This is a genomic window from Natronoarchaeum sp. GCM10025321, assembly GCF_042663585.1.
In the GTDB taxonomy this organism is placed as follows: domain Archaea; phylum Halobacteriota; class Halobacteria; order Halobacteriales; family Natronoarchaeaceae; genus Natranaeroarchaeum.
Window position 1 is genome coordinate 576,403 of record NZ_JBHTAN010000006.1, and the last position, 20,880, is coordinate 597,282.

17 protein-coding genes are annotated in these 20,880 nt (G+C 63.1%); 10 read left to right on the plus strand and 7 right to left on the minus strand.

Annotated features, from left to right (window positions below):
- Positions 1–7: 7 nt before the first annotated feature.
- From ACFQL3_RS05790 to ACFQL3_RS05800, 3 genes are read right to left on the minus strand one after another with little or no spacing between them, the layout of a single operon-like run.
- On the minus strand, positions 8–601 hold the full coding sequence (locus tag ACFQL3_RS05790) for a DJ-1/PfpI family protein (RefSeq protein WP_377052256.1): 594 nt from the start codon (positions 599–601) through the stop codon (positions 8–10).
- Between the two features lie 54 nt (positions 602–655).
- The gene (locus ACFQL3_RS05795) at positions 656–1,234 is read right to left on the minus strand and encodes an MBL fold metallo-hydrolase (RefSeq protein WP_377052258.1); all 579 of its coding nucleotides are present in this window, start codon (positions 1,232–1,234) and stop codon (positions 656–658) included.
- Positions 1,235–1,283: 49 nt separating this feature from the next.
- Positions 1,284–1,622 (minus strand): cupin domain-containing protein, encoded by a 339-nt coding sequence (locus ACFQL3_RS05800; protein WP_377052260.1) that lies wholly within the window; start codon positions 1,620–1,622, stop codon positions 1,284–1,286.
- A gap of 79 nt (positions 1,623–1,701) precedes the next feature.
- Between ACFQL3_RS05800 and thyX the strand changes: the two genes are divergently transcribed.
- The 9 genes from thyX to ACFQL3_RS05845 all read left to right on the plus strand — a co-directional run bounded on the left by thyX (position 1,702) and on the right by ACFQL3_RS05845 (position 12,746).
- Positions 1,702–2,445, plus strand: coding sequence for an FAD-dependent thymidylate synthase (gene thyX, locus ACFQL3_RS05805; protein ID WP_377052262.1), 744 nt, complete (start codon positions 1,702–1,704; stop codon positions 2,443–2,445).
- Between the two features lie 86 nt (positions 2,446–2,531).
- A complete protein-coding gene (locus ACFQL3_RS05810; RefSeq protein ID WP_377052264.1) occupies positions 2,532–3,752 on the plus strand; it encodes a helix-turn-helix transcriptional regulator in 1,221 nt (406 codons plus the stop codon).
- Positions 3,753–3,974: 222 nt separating this feature from the next.
- A complete protein-coding gene (locus ACFQL3_RS05815; protein WP_377052266.1) occupies positions 3,975–7,787 on the plus strand; it encodes an MMPL family transporter in 3,813 nt (1,270 codons plus the stop codon).
- Positions 7,784–8,545 carry a TrmB family transcriptional regulator gene (locus tag ACFQL3_RS05820; RefSeq protein ID WP_377052268.1) on the plus strand — a complete coding sequence of 254 codons (762 nt, stop codon included), beginning with the start codon at positions 7,784–7,786 and terminating at the stop codon, positions 8,543–8,545. Before ACFQL3_RS05815 ends, ACFQL3_RS05820 begins: the two co-directional genes overlap by 4 nt.
- Positions 8,546–8,699: 154 nt before the next feature.
- Positions 8,700–9,125: a hypothetical protein gene (locus tag ACFQL3_RS05825; RefSeq protein WP_377052270.1), complete on the plus strand. Its 426-nt coding sequence runs from the start codon at positions 8,700–8,702 to the stop codon at positions 9,123–9,125.
- 54 nt (positions 9,126–9,179) lie between these two features.
- Positions 9,180–9,737 (plus strand): carboxymuconolactone decarboxylase family protein, encoded by a 558-nt coding sequence (locus tag ACFQL3_RS05830; RefSeq protein WP_377052272.1) that lies wholly within the window; start codon positions 9,180–9,182, stop codon positions 9,735–9,737.
- Positions 9,738–9,839: 102 nt separating this feature from the next.
- Positions 9,840–10,829, plus strand: coding sequence for a sulfite exporter TauE/SafE family protein (locus tag ACFQL3_RS05835; protein ID WP_377052274.1), 990 nt, complete (start codon positions 9,840–9,842; stop codon positions 10,827–10,829).
- 95 nt (positions 10,830–10,924) lie between these two features.
- Positions 10,925–11,788 (plus strand): SDR family oxidoreductase, encoded by an 864-nt coding sequence (locus ACFQL3_RS05840; RefSeq protein ID WP_377052276.1) that lies wholly within the window; start codon positions 10,925–10,927, stop codon positions 11,786–11,788.
- Positions 11,781–12,746: a patatin-like phospholipase family protein gene (locus tag ACFQL3_RS05845; RefSeq protein ID WP_377052278.1), complete on the plus strand. Its 966-nt coding sequence runs from the start codon at positions 11,781–11,783 to the stop codon at positions 12,744–12,746. The genes ACFQL3_RS05840 and ACFQL3_RS05845 overlap by 8 nt, the downstream gene beginning before the upstream one ends.
- A 4-nt stretch (positions 12,747–12,750) precedes the next feature.
- Here the strand turns inward: ACFQL3_RS05845 and ACFQL3_RS05850 are convergent, their stop codons facing one another.
- The 3 genes from ACFQL3_RS05850 to ACFQL3_RS05860 all read right to left on the minus strand — a co-directional run bounded on the left by ACFQL3_RS05850 (position 12,751) and on the right by ACFQL3_RS05860 (position 16,945).
- On the minus strand, positions 12,751–14,112 hold the full coding sequence (locus tag ACFQL3_RS05850) for a dihydrolipoyl dehydrogenase (protein ID WP_377052280.1): 1,362 nt from the start codon (positions 14,110–14,112) through the stop codon (positions 12,751–12,753).
- 154 nt (positions 14,113–14,266) lie between these two features.
- Complete coding sequence (locus tag ACFQL3_RS05855; protein ID WP_377052282.1) at positions 14,267–15,787, minus strand: ATP-binding protein; 1,521 nt, start codon at positions 15,785–15,787, stop codon at positions 14,267–14,269.
- A gap of 90 nt (positions 15,788–15,877) precedes the next feature.
- Positions 15,878–16,945, minus strand: coding sequence for an mRNA surveillance protein pelota (locus ACFQL3_RS05860; protein ID WP_377052284.1), 1,068 nt, complete (start codon positions 16,943–16,945; stop codon positions 15,878–15,880).
- Between the two features lie 111 nt (positions 16,946–17,056).
- Here ACFQL3_RS05860 and ACFQL3_RS05865 point away from each other — a divergent pair, with 111 nt between their 5' ends.
- Positions 17,057–18,739, plus strand: a complete 1,683-nt coding sequence (locus ACFQL3_RS05865) for a histidine kinase N-terminal 7TM domain-containing protein (protein ID WP_377052286.1) — start codon at positions 17,057–17,059, stop codon at positions 18,737–18,739.
- 12 nt (positions 18,740–18,751) lie between these two features.
- Here ACFQL3_RS05865 and rqcH read toward each other — a convergent pair whose 3' ends face one another.
- A complete protein-coding gene (rqcH, locus tag ACFQL3_RS05870) occupies positions 18,752–20,869 on the minus strand; it encodes a ribosome rescue protein RqcH (protein WP_377052288.1) in 2,118 nt (705 codons plus the stop codon).
- Positions 20,870–20,880: the final 11 nt, after the last annotated feature.

The window sequence follows — 20,880 nt, forward strand, 5'->3', positions numbered from 1 at the left end:
TGTTCTCTCAGTCGTCCGCGGCCATCGGCTCCTCGTGGTCGATTTCGGTGCCGAGCACGTCCAGGAACGCCTCGATCCAGCCGGGATGGTCGGGCCACGCCTGGGCCGTCACGAGGTTCTCGTCGACTGCGACGCCCTCGGCCCACTCGCCGCCCGCGTCACGGACGTCCGCTTCGAGCGCCGGATACGCCGTGCAGGTCCGCCCCTCGACGACGTCCGCGGCCGTGAGGATCTGGGCGGCGTGACAGATGGCCGCGATCGGTTTGTTCGCCTCGTCGAACGACTGGACGGCGTCGATCACCTGCTCGAAGTTCCGCAGATACTCCGGCGCGCGCCCGCCGGGAAGCACCAGTCCGTCGTACGCCTCGACGTCGACGTCCGCGAACGTCGCCGTCAACTGGAAGTCGTGGCCGCGCGACTCCATATACGTCTGGTCGCCACGGAAGTCGTGGACGGCCGTCTTGACCGTCTCGCCGTCCTCTTTCTCGGGACAGACCGCGTCGACCTCGTGGCCGACCGCCTGTAGCGCCTGAAACGGTACCATAATCTCGTAGTCCTCGCCGAAATCGCCGACGATCATCAGCAGTGATTTGCCAGTCATTGTCGCTCCCAGGAGTTGGCTACGACAGCAACTGTCAAAGAGCTACGCCCGGCGTTACTGCTGCCGAGCCATCTTCGCGGACAGTTCGATGTGCGAGTACGGTTCGTTCGTGATGCTGGGGCCGTGGCCGACGTACAGTTCCGCGAGCGAGTCGTCGACGCGGTCGAGCACCCGGTCGATGCTGTCGACCAGTAGCCCCCGGTCGCCCTCTGGGAGATCCGTCCGACCGAAGCTCCCGTTCTGGAAGACGAGGTCGCCCGCGAACAGCCTCTCCCTGCCTGCCGCGTAGAAACAGAGATGATCGTCCTTGTGACCGGGCGTGTGCAGTGCGACGTACTCGTCGTCACCGATCTGGACGCGCGCCTCGTCTTCGATTTCGACATCGACGCCGAACTCGTCCGGATCGTACCCCCACGCCTCGACGTCGAACGCGTCCTTGACTGCGGGGAGGTTGTCGACGTGGTCCTGATGGGTGTGAGTCAGGACGACGGCGTCGAGGGCGTCGACGCGGTCCCGAACCGCGGCGACTGCGTCGAAGTTCGCGCCCGTATCGACGAGCACTGTTCGGTCGCCGGAGACGAGAAACGCGTTGCTCGTGAACGCCTGTACGCCTTTCGCGATGTTGGTCACCATGCCGGGCAGCTATGCGTGGCCCGCGTTTGGGCCTGTCGGCTGGGTGGTCCTACTCCGGCGCGCTCATCAGCACTAGCCGTGCTCTCTCGTCGCTTGTGTTGTGGACCTGGCGGGTCTGGTCGGCCGGGAGCCGGATTGCCTCGTCCGCGCCGAGGCGTTCGGTGTCCCCGTCGAGTTCGATTTCGACCGTGCCGTCGACCACGACGTATACCTCCTCTATTTCGTCCTCGATGTGATCGTGCTTCATGCCGCTCGCGCCCGGTTCGAGTTCGAGCACGGAGACGCCGAGCGACTCCGTATCGAGTGGCTCCTTGAGAAACCACAGGCCGCCCTGTTCGTCGCCGAGCACCGATTCGACGTCGTCCGGTGATGCGGTCTGATACGACATATGGAATACTGCTCACGAGAAGCCTTCAAATCCGTGGGAGAACAGCAGCGTTATCTTTCTGCCTCCCAGCCACGTGTGTATGGAAGTCCAACTGCTCGAAGCTACGGAGAACCCGGAGGAGGTCATCTGTACCGGCGCGCGCAACGACTACATGTCGGGATTCGTCGGCGACCAGTCGTTCGAGGAGATCATGGAATCAGTCGGCGGTGACTCGATGGAAGACAAAAAGGAGACGCTGATCGGCCACCTGCTTGACCACGGCCACTTCGGCCCGTTCGAGCACCCCCAGGCGACCTTCGTGATCAAGGGACTCAGCCGCTCGTGTATGGCCCAGATCACCCGTCACCGGCACGTCTCCTTCGACGTCCAGTCCATGCGCTATGTCGCCTTCGACGAGGTCGATCCGGCGGACGTGGAGGACGGCGAGATGGTCGTCACGCCGCCCTCTGCGAGCGATCCCGACTGGGTCGGCCGGAACCAGACGGAGGGACAGGTCGACGAGGAGACCGTCGAGCAACGCGAGGAGATATTCCAGCGCTCGGTTCGTCAGTCCGTCGAGGACTATCAGGAACTGCTCGATCTGGGAATGCCCCCGGAGGACGCCCGCTTTGTCCTACCGATCGGGACCGAGGTGAACATGGTGATGTCGCTGAACGCCCGGATGCTGATGCACGTGGCTGACATGCGTGCTGCGGCAGACAGCCAATGGGAGGTCCGCGGCATGACCGAGGACATCCTCGACCTCGCGGAGGAGTGGTGCCCGATCACCTTCGAGCACTACAACGAGCAGATGAAAAACCGGAAGAACCGTCTGGCTCCCTGAGGCTACTCCCGCCCGTAGTGACGCCTTACCATACGCTGGTATCGGTCGCAAGGTCTTTTGTATGGCCCGCGTTCTTCTTATACAGTATGAACCGATCGCTGGGCATCGGGCTTTTGTTGACGATCCTGGTTGGGGCCGCTCTTCTCATGGCCCTCTCTGGGGCCGCGGCGACGCCGACGGACGGGCACGACGGTCCGCTCGCCGTGTCACCCGAATACGGCAGTGATCTCGCCGCACAGTCAGATGGCGATCTCTCACTCGCACAGTCCGGCGAAGTCGATGTCGAGCGCTTCAAGATAACGGTTCACGAGAACGGCACGGCAAAGTGGACGTTTCAGTCCGATCGCTATCTCGAAGATCAGGCGGAGCGCGATCAGTTCGAGGCGTTCGCCAAGGAGTTCAACTCGAACCGCGAGCATCAACTGTTCGTTGACTTTCAGAACCAGGGACAGACCCTCGTAGCAAACGCTGACGGCGAACTCGACCGGGAGATGAACGCCCGGGACTTCGAGCGCGAAGCCACCATCGAGAGCGATTCCCAGGGTAACGATATCGGCGTCGTCAGGATGTCGTTTTACTGGGACGGCTTCGCCAGGCAACAGGACGACCGCGTCGTCGTCGGCGACATCTACGAGGGCGGCCACTACATCGGCGAGAGCCAGTGGATCGTGTTCGAGGCTGGCGAAGGGCTCTCGTTCACCGAGTACGATCCCGAGAACGCCCAACTCTCCGGGGAGAACCTGACCGACAGCGAGACGCTGACCTGGCAGGGCGAAGAGACGTTCACCGACAACCGCCCCCGGGTCGTCCTCCAGCCTGCTGATGCAGTGCAGGACGATACGACTGCTGACGGCGACGTGAACGGGACGACGAATGGCGAGGACGATCCGCTGATGTTGCTGACGGGCATCGTCGTCCTTGTCGTCGGAATCGGAACTATCGTCGCCTGGCGACGGGACGGGAGCGTGCTCGACAGACTCCCGTCGTCCGAGGCCGAGACGGCGACGCCTGCATCACCGCCCGAGGAGTCGGCCGCGGCCGAGCAGAGCAGCGAAACGACAGTCCCCGACGAGGAACTCCTGACCGACGAGGTCCGCGTGGTGACCCTGCTCGAAGAGAACGGCGGCCGAATGAAACAGGTCAACATCGTCGAGGAGACTGGCTGGTCGAAATCGAAGGTGAGTATGCTGCTGTCCGACATGGAAGACGAGGGCGAGATTTCGAAGCTACGTGTGGGCCGCGAGAACATCATCAGCCTCGATGGCCACGAACCGGAAGCCGCGGGGTCGCCGTTCGAGGACGAGTAACCGGTCCCGACCGGGTAGTCTGCGTCCCGTGTTTTCCTTGTTGTCACCGGCTCACCAGTCAGTTGTAACGCGATTACCGGACGGTTTTGGAACGGCGGAGTCATGCTCCGATACCGACACGGTTATATCTAAAACGTTGTTAGTAGTCGAATAACAACAGGACTGTTGTATGGATCCTACTAACAGCATATTTTACGACAACGATCGAAGCGAGGTGTCGCTGTGAGTCTTCCCGAACGACTCGCATCGCTCGTAACGACCTACAGCAAAACCGCTATCGCGGTGATGCTGGTGATAACACTGGTTCTTGGAAGCGGCGCGGCGATGGTCGAACAGTCATCGTCGCTCGACCAGTTCGAGAGCGAGAACGAAGAGGTCGACGCACAGGAGTACGTCGACAACAACTTCGTCCCGCCGGGCGAGGAGAACATCACACGAGTACAGGTAATCGTTCGTGGAGACGACGTCCTCACGAGAGAGTCCGTCCTGTCGACGCTCCAGTATCAACAGACGATACAGGACGATCCGGAGATCACTGATACTCTGGCCGAAGACAACGCCATCACCGGCGTCTCGAACCTGATCGCCATCACGTCGATTCAGACCGAGCGGGCCGCCGAACTGGAAGCCCGCGGCGCGCAGCTAGAAGAGGACACTGCGGCCCTCGAAGGCCGTGCCGGTGAACTCGAAGCGGCACTGAACGAGACCCGTGCACTGCAGACCGAACTCGACGAAGTCGAACGCCAGTTCGAGAACGGCGAGATAGATCAGGCGACCTACGAGTCCGAACAGCAGCGGATCGAATCCGAAATCGGTACCGTCGTCGACGACGCTACCGCGGATCTGGATGACGAAGAGACGGCGACGTTCGAGGATGCGGTCGCCCAGCTTCGGGGGCTCGTGAGCGATCGAAACGACCTCGTCGCCGCACAGGAGCAGGGTGCCGACAACGAGGCGGAGATCGAGCAGATCGACGAATCGATCGGCGAGGTCTACGAACTCGGTACTGTTGGCGTCTTCGAAGCGGAGTTCGACGAACTCGAAGAGCGCGGTGAGCAACTCGAAGCCGATCAGCAGGCGCTACAGGACGGCACGACGCCCTCGCTCGACGAGCAGATCGAGCACGTAGAGGGAATGGACGACGAGGAGTTCGAGAACGTCACGACGACGGTGCTCGATCCGGAGGAGGGTCAGGACTTCGCCTTCCAACTGATGCCGACCGGCTACGAACCGGGCAGTAGCTCCTCGGACGCGCGGATGATGCTCGTCCGACAGGACGTCGCCCAGGCCGGCAACTTCGAGACTGGTGACGTCTCCGACACGCTGATCGACAGCCAACTCGCGATGCAGTCGGTCGGCGACGAGCAGATAACCGAAGACGAAGTGATCGTCTTCGGCTTTGGCGCGATCAGCGAGGAGATCGACCGATCGATGGGTGAGTCACTGGCAATCGTTGGGCCGCTCGCCTTGCTCTTCGTCGTCGTCGCGCTAGCAGTCGCCTACCGCGACCTGGTCGACATTCTACTGGGTACTATGGGAATCATCGCGGTGCTGATCTGGACCTTCGGGTTCATGGGCTGGGCCGGTATCCAGTTCAACCAGATCTTCATCGCCGTTCCCGTCTTACTGATCGGGCTCTCGATCGACTACGCGATACACATCTTCATGCGCCATCGGGAGCAACGGGAAGCCGGTGGTTACACCGGCCGTGGCGGGATCCGAGAGGCGATGACCGTCGGCCTAACCGGGGTCGGCGTCGCGCTCGTGTGGGTAACCGCCACCACCGTGTTCGGGTTCCTCTCGAACCTCGTCAGCCCTGTCGCGCCGATCCAGGAGTTCGGTATCGTCAGCAGCGTCGGCATCATCTCCGCGCTGCTGATCTTCGGCGTGCTGATGCCCGCCCTGAAAATCGAGATCGACGAGATACTCGAGGGCTGGGGCTTCGACCGCAAAAAGACGGCATTCGGAACCGGCGGCGGGCGCTTCAGCGACCTGCTCTCGACGGGATCCGTTCTCGCACGGAAGGCACCCTATGTCGTCATCGCCCTCGCGCTGGTCATCAGCGTTGGTGGTGCTGTCGGCGGATCGCAGGTCAGCACTAGCTTCGACGACGAGGACTTCCTCGCCGACGACCCGCCGGACTGGATGAAAGATCTCCCCGACGTGATCGCCCCCGGCGACTACACTGCCAAGGACAACTTCGAGTACGTCAACGCGAACTTCATCCGGCAGGACACGCAGGCGAACGTGTTGGTCAGGGGTGGTGCGACCGACGCGGAGACGTTAGAGCGGATCGATGCCGCGGAAGCGGAGGCGGCGGAGACTGACTCTGCCGTGACCCTCTCGACGGGTGGGGCCGACACGCGGAGTCCGATCGGAACGATGCAGGCGGTCGCCGACCGGAACGAGTCGTTCAACGAGACGTTCACCGCAGCGGATACGGATGGCGACGGCGTTCCGGACCAGAACATCGAGGAGGTGTACGACGAACTGTACGAGGTCGCGCCGAGCGAGGCGGCCAACGTCGTCTACCAGACGGATGACGGCGAGTACGAAGCACTCCTGCTCTCCGTCTCGATTCGCGGTGACGCCGCAACGGGCGACGTGACGAGCGAGATGCGGACGGTTGCGGACGGCATCGACGACGCGGGACAGAGCGAGTCCCGAACTGCAATCGCCACCGGTGGCCCAGTGGTCAACGAAGTCGTCCAGGGTCAGCTATTCGACACCGTCATCCAGAGCCTGCTGGTGACGCTCGTCACAGTGTTCGGCTTCCTGGCCGTGATCTACCGGATCCAACACGGGAGCGCGGTTCTGGGCCTCGTGACGCTCGTCCCGGTTGCGCTCTCGGTGAGCTGGATCCTCGGGACGATGTATCTGCTCGGGATGCCGTTTAACGTGCTGACGGGGATGATTACGAGCCTCACTGTCGGGCTTGGCGTCGCCTACAGCATCCACATCAGCGAGCGGTACATTCTGGAACTCGACAGACACGAAAGCGCCTGGGATGCGATGGACGTCGCGGTCACCGGTACGGGCGGCGCGCTGCTCGGCAGCGCGGCGACCACCGTCGGCGGCTTCGGCGTGCTCGGCTTTGCCATCCTACCGGTGCTCCAGCAGTTCGGCATCATCACCGGGATGACGATCATCTACGCGTTCCTCGGGAGCGTGATCGTCCTCCCCTCGCTACTGGTGCTGTGGACACGTCACTTCGGCCCCGGTGAGAAGCTAGAGATCGAGCCGTCGGACGACCGCGACGACGACGCTGCAGCGGCGGCGGCTGATCCCGAACCCGGTGAGTCACCGGCTGGAGCCGCGAGCGAGGCGTCTTCGGCGCCCGCCGTCGACGAGGCTGACGCACAGGCGACCCGAACGGTGTCGAGAGAGGAGCTTTCGGCTGGCGAGGAGTTCGAGGCCACTGTGGCCGTCGAAGCCTCCGAGGGCCGGGTCGTCCTGGCCGAGGAGGCACCGGGCGAAGGTGGCCACGTGACGGCTCTTAGCCCGGAACCGACCGAGTGCGAACAGATCGGCCGGACGCTCTACGTGCTCTGGGAGACCGTCACGCCGGTCGATCTCCGAATGAGCTACGTCGCGACGGTGCCCGAGGACGTCCCGGGCGGTGAGACGATCGAGTTCGACGGAACGCTCACCACGGCTGACGACGACCACCCTGTCGAGGGTGCAGAGACTATCCCCGTCACGACGCCCGAGTCGGAGCGACTAGACGCGGTGGACGCCCCCGACGAGAACGTGCTCAGCGAGGCTGGCGTCAGCGCGAGAGAGGGCCGGATCGCCCAGTCGGTGCTCGAAGACGTCTATCACCGCTGGGTCTCGACGGCCGAGAGCCAGTCCGCCGCCAACTCAGCCGCGGAGGCTGACGAGAGTCAAATCGCCGAAGACTCGGCCGCAGAAGCCGCCGGTAGCCAGTCGAGCGACGACACGGCCACCGTCTCGGACCCGGCATCCCATACGGCCGATACCGACGGCGGCACGACCGAGGAGTTCCCCGAAGACTGGGAAGGTGCGGATAAATGAACGAGTCCGACGCTATCGAGTCGCTCGAACGACTCGGGCTGACGAGCTACGAGGCGAAAGTGTTCATCGCCCTCCAGAAACTCGGCGGCGGCACCGCACGTGACGTCCATCAGATAACGGATGTCCCACGCTCGCAGGTGTATAGCGTCGCCGACGCGCTGGCCGACCGCGGTCTGGTCGAGGTCCAGCAGTCCAACCCGATCCAGTACCGGCCTGTCGGGATCGAAGAGGCACAAGAGACGCTCCGCTCGCGGTTCGAGCGGGAGCAAAAACAGGCGTTCGACTACGTCGAGCAGGTTCAGTCCCAGCACGACGATGGCCAGGAGGAAAAGGAGGCGATCTGGACGCTTCGCGGCCGTGAACGGATCCATGCCCGGGCCCAGGAGGTTCTCGATGGCGCGAACTCCCGGATCGTGTTCGGTGCCGGCGAGCGAGCGCTGTTGCCCGACGAGATCGAGCAGACACTGCGGGACAGGGCTAAAGAGGGTATCTCGGTCATGGTGATCAGCGAGTCCCCGGAGATCCGGGGTATCTTCGCTGAGTACGCGGAAATCGACGTCGTCGAGCCAGCGATGCCGTACGACGAGGACAATCCTGCCGGTCGTATCGTGCTCGCCGACGGCAACGCGCTCCTCCTGAGCGTGACCGACGACGAGACGTTCGACGACTCCGGCGAGGAGACCGCTATCTGGAGCGTCGATACCAACTTCGCGGCGATGCTCTCACAGATCATCGAGTTGAATCTCGGTATCCAGTAAGCGCCGCCCTGCGAAGTCACGCGACTGCGGCCCGTTTTCTCCGCGAGAACGGAGCATCCAGAACCAGATACATCTTAAAACCAACTGCGGCAGTGTATGGAAACTGCATCATCGGAGTTGTTTAAATTAGGCGGGCAGCGTCTGTCCGATCACGATGGCTTCACTCATCGCTGGACTGATCGGCGGCCTCGTAGCAACGATCGTAATGACTGTGCTGATGTCGACACTGGGCGACGGTGGTCCGCCACCGACGGCCGGTCTCGTCGCGAAGATCGCTGGAGGCGACCCCGAGGAGTACGCAATGCCCGGAATGGCGTTACACCTCCTGTACGGGATCGGCGCGGGTATCGTATTCGCTTTCGGCGTCCCGTTCGTCGGGCTTAGCTTCGATTCGCTGGCCGTCGCCGCTGGTCTGGGCCTGCTCTACGGCATCGTCCTGATGATCGGCGGGATGATGTTCTGGATGCGTACGGTTTTGGGAATGGCTCCCGACACGAACATGATGATCACCTTTGGGGTCGTCCATCTCGTGTACGGGGTCGTTCTCGGTGCCTTCCTCGGGGCTGGCATCCTTGCGTAGAACAGATCGGGACCGGACGAACCCGCAGTGACCATCCTCAAACAGAGGTGAACCATGTCACGACTACCACTACTCGACAGAGACGAGATCCCGGAGGAGTATCACCACCTGTTCACCGACGAGTATCTGGGGGACCGCCATATCTTCCGCGTCTGGGCGCACAACCCGGAGGTGCTCGAAGCGACGCTCGAGTATCTGAACACGCTGTACGAGCAGATCGGAGACCGGCGAAAAGAACTCGTTATCCTCACCGTCGCGAAGGCACGCGGTGCCCGCTACGAGTGGCACCAACACGTCGATATCGCTCGCGACAGGGGCGTGACGATAGTGGAGATGCAGGCGATCGGTGGCGGCGACTTCTCGCCGTTCGACGACGCCGAGTTCGTCCTGTTACAGTACGCCCGTGCAGTCGAATCCGGTCGGGTCACCGACACGATTCACGACGCCCTGGCCCGCGAGTACTCGCCCTCGGAAATCGTCGCAGTTGGCCTGCTGATCGACTTCTACGTCGGCCTGTGTAACTACGTCGCCTCCGCAGACCTCTCGTTCGAGGGCGGCGAGTTCGTTGGCTGGACGCCCGACGAGGAGCGGGTAACGGAGCTATTCGGATGATCATCGGGCCAGGAGACGCCACCCGGGGATGGCCGATGGCGACGGAGTACAGTCGAGTCCGGGCGGGATCCGCCGTGTGTCAGACACGCCAAGCCGAGACCGATGACTGAACGTCGATCCGTACTGTTCGGCGCGGCGGTCAGCGTCCTCGGAGTCCTTGCTCTCGTCGCGTTACACGGATCCGGCGGCCCCAGCGCGTTCGATGGCGTTTTCGGAACGACCATCGTGCCCTCCGGCTTTCCGGTCGAGCAGTTCCTCGATCACTGGTGGGTGTTTCCGGCCTCGGTCGTCTTTTCGCTGGTCGCGCTCTCCTCGGGCGTTTCGGGGGCGCTCTTCTTCAGCCCGTTTTTCATTCTGGGCGTCGGACTCGCTCCCGCGCAGGCCATCGGTGCCGGCCTCCTGACCGAGGTGTTCGGGATGGGGAACGGTCTGCTCAACTACGTTCGGCAGGGCGTCGTCGATTACGCGACCGCAAAGTGGCTGCTTCTGGGCGCAGTTCCTGCGACTGTCGTCGGCGCGTTCGCCGCTCACGTCGTCCCGACAGTACTGTTGACTATCGCTTTCGGCGTCGGACTGCTCGTACTCGGCGGGTTTCTCGTCTACTACGATCCACCGGAGAAGTGTGTCCCCGGGGAGCGTGAAGGATCGTTCCTCGAAGAGAAAAACGACGATCGGGGCGAAACGGTGATCGAAACCGCCGACGGCGAGGTGTTCCGATACGACACCTGTTGGCGACCGCCGGGAATCGGGCTATCGACCCTGGGGGGGTTCATCACCGGCCTGATCAGCGCCGGCTTGCCCGAGATCACGACGACACAGTTGATCGTTCGCTGTCGGCTACCGCCCCGCGTCGCCATCGCGACCAGCGTCTTCGTACTCGGCGTCGCGGCGATTGCCGGTGCGGTCGTGCACGCCCTCTCGGCGACGCCAGTCTGGTACGTGGTCGCGTGGTCGATTCCGGGCGTGCTCGTTGGCGGGACTATCGGGACGAGAGTCTCGAAGTACGTTCCGAGCGAAGTGATGGAGCCAGTACTCGGTGTTGTCTTCGCCGTCGTGGGCGTGGTGGTGCTGGCAACCGAGTTCGTGGCCTAGCGGTGATCTCGGAGCCGTATCAAACGCCTCGTGTGTCAACTCAGTGCACGCCCGACCTACGATTATACGTAGGGGCAGTGTATTGGTCATAGTCCATGGCAAACAGTGACTTCGACCTCACGGAACCGGAACTGACAGCTGATGACCTGCTCGTTCTCGAAGACGACCATTTCACGGGCGACACCGTCGCTATCGTAACGGGTGCCGCGTCGGGAATCGGACAGGCAACGGCGGTCACGCTGGCGGCGAACGACCTCACCGTCGTCGGGGCCGACATCGACGAGTCGGGACTGAAGGAGACGGCCGATATTGCGGCCAAGGTCGATGTAGGCGGCGAGATAGTCCCAGTCGAAACGGATCTCACTGACGAGACCGAGGTCGAGGCGATGGTGGAGACGGCGGCCGATCACGGCGATCTCCGATACGTCGCCAACATCGCGGGGATGCAACATATCGCCTCGATCCCGGAGTTCTCGATGGAGCAGTACGACCTCCTGCTCGATATCATGCTCCGGGCACCGTTTTTCGTCTCGAAACTCGCCATGCCACACATCCGGGCGAACGCGGACGGCGTGGGTGCGATCGGCAACATGTCCTCGGTTCACGGCCACTACGCGACCCAGGACAAAGCGGCGTACATCACGGCCAAACACGGCCTGCAGGGGCTCACGAGATCGATCGCAGCCGAAGGCGAGGGGACTCTCCGCGGCTTTTCGGTCTCGGTGGGCTACGTGCTGACGCCGCTGATGGTCGATCAGATCGAGGACACTGCGGCCGAGCGCGGCATCTCCGAACGAGAAGTCGTCGAGGACGTGATGCTCGGACAGGCCCGGACCAAGGAGATGATGACTCCTGCAGAGGTAGCGAACCTCTTCGTCTTTGGCTTTTCGCGACACGGAAACCATCTGAACGGCGGCGATATGCTCTGGGACGGCGGGTATACGACGACCTATGAGTGAGACGGAGCCGACAAAAATCGCTATTGCCTGTCAGGGCGGGGGGAGCCACACCGCGTTTACTGCCGGTGTGCTCAAGGAACTGCTCGCGAACTGGGAGGACGGCTATGAACTCGTCGGGATCAGCGGCACCTCCGGCGGCGCGTTCAACGCCCTCGCGACGTGGTACGGCATGGTGACGGCGGACGAGGACCGGGCGATCGAACTCCTCGACGCTATCTGGGATGACCTGTCGGCGTCGGACTCCTCGGATCGGTGGCTGAACGGCCTCGTCGTCGGCTTCTCGCGCCTCCGGAGTCTGGGGGTTCCGGTGGTCGAGGCTAGCCCCTACGACATCCCCGGTTCGGAACTGGGCAAAGACGAGATCCGGGGGACTCTCGAACGCCACATCGACTTCGATTCGGTGCCCGACCTCTGCGGGCGTGACTCGCCCGAACTCGTCGTCGGAACCGTCAACGTCAACGAAGGTATCTTCGAGACGTTCACCAACGAGGACGTGACCCCGGAAGCGGTGCTGGCTTCCGCCGCCGTTCCGGACCTCTTCGAGGCCGTCGAAATACACGATCATTATCACTGGGACGGCCTGTTCTCGCAGAACCCGCCGATCGACGACCTCCTGAGCCTCGACGTGGACCGAAAGCCGGACGAACTGTGGGTCATCCAGATCAACCCGCAGGAACGCGATGGCGAGCCACAGACGCTCGAAGAGATCGCCGACCGACGGAACGAACTCTCGGGCAACATCTCGCTGAACCAGGAGCTACGAGCCGTCGAACGCGTCAACGAGTGGATCGAAGCGGGGCATCTCCCAGAGAGTAACTTCTCGAAGGTCGATGTTCACCGCATCTCGATGGGGAAGGCGTACCACTGCTCGACGAAGGTCGACCGAACCCCGTCGTTCATTCAGGAGTTGATGGACCTCGGCAAGCAACGGGCCATGGAGTTTCGCCAGTCGAAATAGCAGGTCAGGCCGACACGTCCCGGAACGCGGCCTCGACGACCTTGCTCAGCGTCGGATGCGCGTGAATCGTGTTTGCGATGTCCTCGACCGTCGCGCCGGTTCGCATCGCAACGACGGCCTCGTGGAGTAGTGAGGACGCCTCGTAGCCCAGCGCGTGACTGCCAAGGATATCGCCGTCCGGCGATGCGAGCACTTTCAGGAAGCCGTCGTCGAGTTTCTTGGCCCGGCCCATCGCCGAGTCGGCGTACTCGGCCCGTCCGACGACGTACTCGACGTCCTCGGATTCGAGTTCGTCTTCGGTCGCCCCAACGCCAGCGATCTGTGGCTCAGTGAAGATGGTGTGGGGCATCGCCGAGAGATCGATCGGCTGTTTCTCCTCGTGGACGACGTTCGCCACCGTGTGATGCGTCTCGTAATCGCCCGAGTGTTTGAACATCGAGTTGTCAGCGACGTCACCCTGCGCCCAGACGTTCTCGGCTGTCGTCGCCATGTGTTCGTCGACCCGGATGAACCCGTTGTCGTCGGTTTCGATCCCCGTCTGGTCGAGACCGATAGAGTCGCTGTTCGGTCGCCGGCCGAGCGCGACCAGCACCTCGTCGCTCTCGACAGTTAGCTCTGCCGCGTCTTCGGTCTCCGCGTGAACGGCATACCGACCGTCGACGTCCTCGACGGCCGTCACGCGGTGACCGGTGTGGACTTCGTGACGCTCGGCCGCGATATCGGTGAACGTCTCGGCGATCTCGCTGTCCTCGCGCGGGAGCAGCGAGTCCATCATCTCGATGATCGTTACGTCGGTGCCCATCGACTCGAAGAAGTAGCCCAGTTCGACTGCGATGTATCCCCCGCCGAGTACCACCAGACTCTCCGGGGTCTCCCGGAGGTAGAGCGCGTCCTGGCTGGTGAGGTAGTCGATGTCGTCGAGGCCATCGATCGGTGGAACGATCGGACGGCTTCCCGCCGCGACGACGACTTTCTCGCCCGTAACCTCCTCGCCATCCAGTTGGATCGTCCGGTCGTCGACAAACTCGGTGTACTCGTCGAACATCGTCAGGTTCTCTTTTTCCCGGTATCGGTCCGCCATGTCCTCGGCGAGGCCGCCCAGCAGGTCGTCCATCTCGTCGACGACGGCCGCGTGGTCGACATCCTGGAGTGACGCGTCGACGTGGAACTTCCCGGCGTCTCTGACGTCGTTGACCGCGTTTGCGGCCTGAATGAGCATCTTCGAGGGGTTACAGCCGCGGTTGAGACAGGTCCCGCCGAGCGGTCCCGGTTCGACGAGCGCCGTCTGCAGTCCGGCCTCCGCCGCGGCCGCAGCCACGTTGTTGCCTGTCCCCCCGCCGATTACGATGACGTCGAACTCTGCCATATGCCATCCACGACGACGGAGAATAAATACGGTCCGTGGCCGTGCGACTGGGATGCACAGCGGACGGCCCTATCGGTTCAGTCAGCCGGGTAGTCAGCGGTCACGGCGCTCCGTTCCAGAGGGGATCGAGACATCCAATTTGCGAGTGAACGTTTCAGACCGACGACCGCCCCACTCGCTGGAACAGGACGTACGCGAGGCCCAGCGTGACGCCCCAGACAAGATGGCCCACAAAGCCGATGACGGTGAGGTTCGGGACCGTTGCCTCGATGCCGACGAGACGAAGCCAGAGCGGCATGGCGACCCCGGCGGCGACAAGCCAGAGGATGATCCCCCACCCAGCGCCAAGGGCCGTCGCTGTCACCGTCTTGCTCGGCGAATCACGCCCCGCAAGCCGCGAACAACCGACCGCAAACAGGAGCGCGAAGACGACGCTGTGGAACAGGTGTGTGACCCAGCCGATGACCGGTATCTCGACGCCGTACAGCGCGCCGATCACCGGGAAGAGGCCGGTTGCGACCGAGTAGACGATGCCCATCGCGCCCCCGGCGACGATACCGGCGGCACCCGCCCGGTAGAGGTTCGGAAACGTCACGCCGAGCGCGGCCGCCAGTCCCCGGTCGGCCTCGTCGCGTGGAAGCCGAACCGTGATCGTAGTCGCCTCGCTATCCGCGACGGATATCCGACCGCCGTACCGGTCGACGAGTAGCCTGACGACCTGCAGGCCGAACCCGGCCGTCGGATCGTCGTACTCCGGGAACACGCCGTCTTCGAGGAGCGCCCGCTGTGTGGCCGGTAGCTCCGGGCCATCGTTCCGTACCGCGATACAGAGTTCGGGGCCTTCGATGTCGACGTCGACGCCGACCGAGGATCCCGTCCCGTGGTCGTGGGCGTTCTTGAGGAGTTCCCGGAAGATGAGGTGGAGTCCCTCGCCGGCGACCGCCATGTCGTCGGCGTGACAGTCGAACTCGACTCTCGACGATCGGTCGTGCTCGAACGTCTCGATCTCGCGTTCCAGAACGGTCGTGACGTCGATCCGTCCGGGCTTTGATCCGGTCGCATCCTGAGCGATCGTCCCGATTTCGTCGACGGTGTCCTCGATCCTGCCGACCGATTCCCGGATCGCCGCCGTTGCCTCGGACCCTCCTTCGTCCGAGCGCATCCCTGCGTAACCGTCGATGATCGTCGCGGCGTTGATCACCTCGTGTCTGAGGAGTCGATTGACGAACAGCGCACGATTCGACTGCCGGTCGATTGCCCGGCGCTGCTGTCGGTTCTCGGCGACGCGATGGCCGATCAGCATGCCACCGACGGCACCGCCCAACAGTACGTTGCCGACCAGGATCCGTGAGTCAGCAAAAAAGCGGAGTCCTCCGGTTCGGAGCAGTTCGTCGACGGCGGTCAGTCCGAACACGAACAGCATCGTCCCGGTCCCGGCGAAACTCCAGCGCATCACGGTGTTGACGTAGCCAGTCGAGAACGTACCGACGGCCAGCGTGACACCGTAGACGGCCATGCCCAGTCCGATCAGTAACGGAAGCAGGCCGACGACGAGAAACATCGTCGCCGTATCGGTCTGGACGGTTTCGGCGACGAACAGTCGGGTGATCGTGAATCCGAGCACTGCAATAGCGAGTCCGCCGTACTGGATCCATTCCTCACCCGGAACGTTCATTCTCTCGTAACGTATCCGGGCAATTCGCAATAAACCCCCTGTTGCTGTGTGTCGGCTACGGCAAGGCGGTCAGGGGATTCTCGCTGTCGCTCACTCCAGACGGTACCGAAGGAGCGCGGCAATGCCGCCCAGATTCGATAGCTGCTGGCCGGGGTCGAACTCCCCGGAGAAGACCACTACGTCGCCGCCTTGCTGTTCGACCTGCGTGATCACCTCGTCGGCGTCGATATCCCACTCGCCCTCGCCACTGCGTTCGGTTCTGAGTCGGTTGTCGAGGATCAGCAGTGTCTCGACTGCGCCGAACTCCGTCGCCTCCGCGACGTTCTCGGGGCCGTAGGAGGCCTTCGCACCGCTCGCAATCCGCTTGGTCAGTTCGTCGATGAGTTCGGCCTCCTCGGCGATGCGGGTCTCCGCCTGGACGTCCTCGACGGCACCGCGTTTGAGCACCTCGTGGACGCCCCGGTCGCCGACACCGCTCGTGTCGACCATCGTGATCTGGTCGGTGATTTCGGGCGCTTCCTCCTCGATGTACGAGAGGGCGTCTTTCTTCGTGAACCCCGGCCCGGCGAGGATGATGGCGTCGACGTCAAGCCGGGAGAGCGCGTCGGTCAGTTCGGCGAACAGTTCCTCGCGCGACCGCGAGAACTCGCCCTTGCCGGTCGTTCCGGTGAAACGGGCGTACTCCTCGGTGCCGTACTGCTCGACGGTGTGGATGTGCGCTTGCCCTTCCTCGACGGTCGCGATGGCTACATCCGGGTTTTCGGTCGCCTCGACCGCTTCCTGTAGCCGTTCTTCCTGATCGGGCTTGAATCGCTTCTCGACGGTGATTTCGTCGCGCTCTTCGACGTTGAGCGTGTGATGCAGACCGAGTTGGTCCTCCCGGGAACAGTCCTCGATGGTCCCAGCCACGCGAAGCCGGTTGGAGAACTTGTGGAACTCGACCTCCTCGACGCGGATAGTGACGTACATGTGCTCGCGCTCGCCGCCGGTGTCACGCATCTGATCGTCGTTGCGCTGGATCCGACGCGTCGTGTCGCCGCCGACGAGGTCGCCCGGCTCCAGCACGTACTGGAGATGCCAGAGGTCGTCGAGGCTCTCGGGGACGAGCGTCATCCGCTCGCGGCCCCCCTCGACCCGATGGCGATCCTGAATTCTCATACCCGAACGTGGGCGTTCCGACGATAAGTGAACTGTTATTCGTGACTGCAGAATCGCCACAATCGGCACACTAAACTATCATCGAACTAACGATAGCACAGATCCTCGGCAATGCAGGAATTAGTCGCCGTTCCGGCCTGGGTATGGATCCTCGTCATCGTGGTGCTCTCAGCCTTTGCGCTGGCCGCGTACACGTTCCGGAATCGGACGATTCCTGGTGCCCTCTATCTCACAGCGATGAACGTCCTTGTCGGGGTGTACTCGACGACGTACGTTCTCACGGCGACAATGGTCCGCTCGCCCGATGTACTCATACTATTCGAACATCTTCAACTCGCGCTCGGGACGCTCTCTGTCGCGGCCTGGTTCCTGTTCGTCCTCACGTACACCGGTCGGGAAGAGTTGCTGGCTCGTCGCGGCCGCGTCGCAGTCGCAGTACTGCTCGCGTTGTTAGTCCTCGTCGACATCACTGGGCCGTACCATGGCCTCGTCTACTCGGAGGTACTCGTCGACCTGTCCGGCGAGGTCCCGGTCGTCACGACGGAATCGAACGCCGTCGGCGTCTTCCAACTGCTCGCACTGTTCTCGCTCTCGCCGATCGGACTCGTCTTCCTCCACCGGTCGCTTTCGGAGTACGATCAACTGTTCTCCGAGCAGGCGCTCGCGCTGTTGCTGGGATCGGTCTCGCCGTACGTGGTCGCCGGGATCGACGTATTACAGCTCGAACCGTATCCTGCGATGCCCCTGTTGCCACTCGGGTTCGGCTGTATGAGCATCGCTGTGACGTACGCGGCGGCCAGACACCACCTGTTCGAGTTCGTCCCGGCGACCCGCCGGATCGGCGAGGACAGAGCGCTTCAACAACTCGACGAGGGTGTCGTTATCGTCTCTACGAACGGCACGGTGTTACAGACCAACGAAAGCGCGTGCCAGCTACTGAACTGCAACCGGCCAAACTGTCTCGGCGAACCGCTGGAGTGTGTCCACGATACGGGAGCCGACGGCCCGACTGACGTGCCGGCGATCATCGAACTTCGCGGGCGGACGCTCCGGACGAGCAAGTCGTCGGTGGAGGGACCGACCGGCGACGTGATGGGGTACGCCATCGTCTACCGAGACGTCTCCCGGAAACAGCGGCGCGAACAGCGGATTACGGTGCTGAACCGCCTCCTCCGGCACAACCTCAGAAACGAGCTTTCGGTCGTGGAGGGCCACGTCAGTCAGCTAGTCGACGTCGAGGACCGGGAGCACCGCCGAGAGCAGATCGACGAGATAGAGTCGCTGGTGGAGGGGATCGTCGACCTCAGCCGGAAAGCCCACTCGGTCGAGCGCCATCTGAAGACGGACGACTGTGCAGTCGAGCGGCTATCCGTCGATGACCTTGTCGAACGGCTCGGCGAGCGAGTCGATCGGCGATACCCGTCGGCCACGATAGTGACGACGATAGAGTCCGAGGCCACGATAGCCACGTACCGCGAACAACTGGAAGTCGCGCTGGAAAACCTCCTCGAGAACGCAATCGAGCACAACGACTCGGCGAAGCCACACGTCGAGATCGCGGTCAGGACCGACGAGGATGTCGAGTTCGTCGTCTCCGACGACGGTCCCGGAATCCCCGACTACGAGATCGAAGCGCTCGAAACCGATGGCGAATCCCAACTCTATCACGGAAGCGGGCTTGGCCTCTGGCTCGTTCGCTGGCTGGTCGCCGTCCTCGGCGGCGAACTCGACTTCGACGTGAGCGAGGCTGGGACGACAGTCTGCGTCCGGATTCCGACCCACCCAAACCAGTGACTCTGGCGCGGATCAGTCCTCGATGATTCGGCTCCCGCCCGGGGGCAGGAAATGCTGGATGAGGTCGGGACTGGCTACTTTTCTGACGAACGAGGTGTCCTCGAAGCGCTCGCGGAACTGCCGGTAGATCCGCTTTGCCACGTCGCCCTGTGCGTATCGCCCCGGCTCGACCTCGATGGTCGTCTCGGCGTGCTCACGGATCGCTGACGGCGGGCCGCCGATCACGCGCGTCGATGGCTCGCAGGTGATGCCGACGCAGGCACCGATCCCGACGTCCCGGAAGTACTCCCGATCCCCGCGGATCGCGAAGCCACCTTTCTCCAGGAACTCGCCGCTCTCGGGGGTCTTCGAGACCTGATCGTGATCGACGGCGTAGACGTCGCCCGAAAAGCGCCCGTCCTTCCAGACCGACGAGTACGAGACGGCGAACTGCGCGGCCTCGCGCTCGCTGGACTCGGGAAGGCTGACGTCACGTGCCGCTTCGCTCGGATCGGTGGCCTTGAGAATCGTCACTGGGCCACCGTGGGCCTGGGCGTGGAAGAAGCGATCCCCTTTGTCGAGATACTTCTTGACCAGTTCCTCGTTCTGGTCGGCGTTGCGCCCGCCGATCACGAGGAAGTCGTCGCTCGTGTGGAACCAGCGGAACCGCTCGTACCACTGCTCCGAACTACGGACGGGGATCGAGGGCTCGGAGAGCCAGTCGCGGTCGCCCGGTTCCGTCTCTTCTTCCTCGTCGTCCTGCTGCTCCTTGCGCTCCCACTCGTCGCGGCGCTGTTTGGCGTCTTCGAGCGCCTCGCGGGTGTCCTCGATGGCGGCGAGCGCGCCCTCTTTTTTCCCCTTGATGCGCTTTGCCTCGCGGTAGAGCCGATCCGCATTGTGCTCTACCCCTTCGCTCGCGTCGAGTCGCACATCGGTCCCGTCGACATCGACGGTGACGAACCCCTCGTCGGCGTCGATCCGCTGTACCGCTTCGGCCTCCTCGATCCCTTGCTCTGCGCCCTGGGCGAACGTCTCCTCGATCTCGTCCCACGGGACCTCCTCCTCGCGCGCGGACTGGATCGTCGAGAGCACCTCGTCGACCAGATCGTAGTGTGCGTACAGCAACTCGGCTTTCTCACGCTCGGCTTCGGCGTCCTGCTCGAACCCCTCGATCGCCCCCTCCTGCTGTTCGATGATCCGTTTCTGTTTCTCGATCTCGTTCTCGAAGTCGGGCCGCTGGGTGCCGCCCGCGTTCTCCTCGTCTTCGGTCAGATCGAGTTCGTAGAAGTAATCGTCGACGGCCGCGTTGAACGTGTCGAAGGCCTCGCTTTCGAGGTGGCTGTACTCCTCGAGGGGGACCGGCGTCACGTCGACGCGCCGCCTGCTCTCGCCGTCCTCTGTGTCCTCGTAGTACACTCGCGGGTTCAGTCCGCCGGTCCGGAGTTCGATCGCGAGTTCGTCGATAGCGGCGAACAGCGGTTCGTACTCGTCGTCGTCGGCCTCGCTGATGTCGATCGTCTTCTCGACGCCGGCGCGGGTACATAGCTCCTCGGCGTAGAGTCCGCCGAAGTTCAGTTGCGTCGCGAGCGTCCGGACGACGTCGGTGTCCGAATCCTCCATCATCGCGACGAACGCGTCGTAGGACATCGTCAGCGGATTGATCCGCGAGTCCGGGAACTCGTACTGTGCGCCAGGGGCTACCGTCCGCGATTTCAGGCGGACGGTGTCCAGACAGTCGACGACCTCACGGTTCGAGTCGATCACTGCGATGTTGCCGGGCCCGAACAGTTCGGTGACGATTGTCGTGTTCTCGTCGCCGCGCTCGAAGGTGAACTCCAGGATTCGGTCGAACTCGTACTGCTCGACACCGGCAAAATCGGCTCCGCTGAGCCGGTTCCGGAGCATCATCGCGAAGTTCGGCGGCCGCCCCGGCGCGTCGGGCACGTGTTCGGGCTTCGCGAGGTGGGCCCGTTTGACGTCGCCGATTTCGACCAGCAACTCGATGCGGCCGCGGTCGAAGTCCCGCATCTTCAGCCGGAGAAAATCGTCGCCGTAGAGGTAGGCTTTGTCGACTTTCGCCCCCTCGTACGCTCCGAACTCGGAGACGAGGGCTGCGAGGTCGACGCTCGTCAGCTCCTGCTTTTGATCCATACCGATAGGTC